1 protein-coding gene and 1 pseudogene are annotated in these 1,402 nt (G+C 73.4%); one reads left to right on the top strand and one right to left on the bottom strand.

Annotated elements, in window-relative coordinates:
• Positions 1-153: 153 nt before the first annotated feature.
• Complete coding sequence (locus V2J18_RS00010) at positions 154-852, top strand: hypothetical protein (RefSeq protein WP_336130470.1); 699 nt, start codon at positions 154-156, stop codon at positions 850-852.
• Here the strand turns inward: V2J18_RS00010 and V2J18_RS00005 are convergent.
• A pseudogene (locus V2J18_RS00005) lies at positions 834-1,136 on the bottom strand (glutamine amidotransferase-related protein); the annotation flags it as partial. The gene V2J18_RS00010 and the pseudogene V2J18_RS00005 sit on opposite strands and share 19 nt — an antisense overlap.
• Between the last annotated feature and the right edge of the window lie 266 nt (positions 1,137-1,402).

Raw genomic sequence — 1,402 nt, 5'->3', positions numbered from 1 at the left:
TGAGCGCGACCCCGCATGCGCGGCGCGTGCTGCGCCGCTTCGTCGGCCACGCCCGCGCCCTGCACGGACGCTGAGCCGCCGTGTTCTCCGCCTTATCGCGCGCCCCGGCCGGGGCGCGCTCCAACCGAGGGGCCCCGCCCCGGGACCGAACCGATGACCCAACCGATACGCAAGGTGCCGCTGAGCCACGGCGTGCAATGGCTGCTGCGCGCGGTCAACCTGGGCGCTCGCAACCCGCGTGCGATCTTCGGCGCCGCGGTGCTGTTCATGGCCGTGCTGTACCTGCTCGCGGTGCTGCTGGCGACGCCGGCGCGCAGCCTGGCCGGCAGCGCCGACCCGGACATGAGCGGGATAGCGACCGCGCTGATTCCGATGTTCGTGCTGCTGGTGCTGGCCCTGCCGGTGCTGTTGGCCGGGCTGATGCACGTGATCCGCGAAGCCGAGGCCGGGCGCCCGACCCGCGCCCGCGACCTGTTCGCGCCGCTGCGCCAGCACAAGCTGTCGGCGCTGGCCGGCGTGGGCCTGATCCAGATCGCGCTGACCCTGATCAGCGGCGCGCTGGTGGTGTGGCTGGCCGGCCAGGACTACTGGTCGCAGTATCTGGAAATGCTGCGCGATGCGCTCAGGCGGGTGCGACGCCGCCGAGCATCCGGCCTGATGTGCGAGCTGCACCCCGCCGCGAGACCCTGTTCGCGGCCTGCCGCGCATTCCGGCCCGCCACCCCTGCAGACGTGCTGCGCGCGCCTCGGGCGCGCGCACGTCTGCAGTGGTGGCCTGGCGAACTGCCCGCAGCCGCCGACGCGGTCTCGCGCGCTGGGGCAGCTCCGCGCGATCTCGCGCCCGCCCGGGTGATCGCCGACCTCGCCGCCGAGCGCGTGCGCCAGCAATTGGTGGCCGTAGCAGATGCCGAACAGCGGCAGGCGCGCGTGCGCGGCCTCGCGCAGCCACTGCGCGCTGCGTTCGCTCCACTCGGCGCGGTCGGTGACCATCGCGCCGGAGCCGGTGACGATCGCCCCGGCGAACCCTTCGCGGCTGGGCAGCGGCTCGCCGTGCTCGACATTGACCACGACGGCCTCGTCGCGGCTCAGGCCGGCGGCGACGCGGATCCAGTGCGGAAAGCCGCGATGGCGGCGCATGGAGGCGACCGGCTGGCCGGTCTCGAGGATCAGGAAGGGCGGATTCACGATCGGGCGGCGAGTGGGGGAGGCGCTGCGAAAACCGGGCCGGACCGTCGATCTGCGAGCCCGTCCAAAGCCCGGTATTGACAGGCTCGCGGGCCCGCCCGGCGGGGCTCGCCGTATACTAACCCGCTTTGCTGCACTGCGATGAGACCATGGACGCCAGCGACGCACCGACCCCGGTTCAGGGCCAGGACCCGACCCCCCAAGGCCTGACGTTCCAG

The sequence above is a fragment of the Lysobacter firmicutimachus genome (genome assembly GCF_037027445.1).
GTDB lineage: Bacteria > Pseudomonadota > Gammaproteobacteria > Xanthomonadales > Xanthomonadaceae > Lysobacter > Lysobacter firmicutimachus.
Note: the sequence above shows the minus strand (reverse complement) of the source record. Positions and strands in the feature narration are given on the sequence as shown.

Coding starts and splice junctions, on each gene's coding strand:
- V2J18_RS00010 (WP_336130470.1), top strand. CDS start 154: ATGACCCAACCGATACGCAAGGTGCCGCTGAGCCACGGCGTGCAATGG.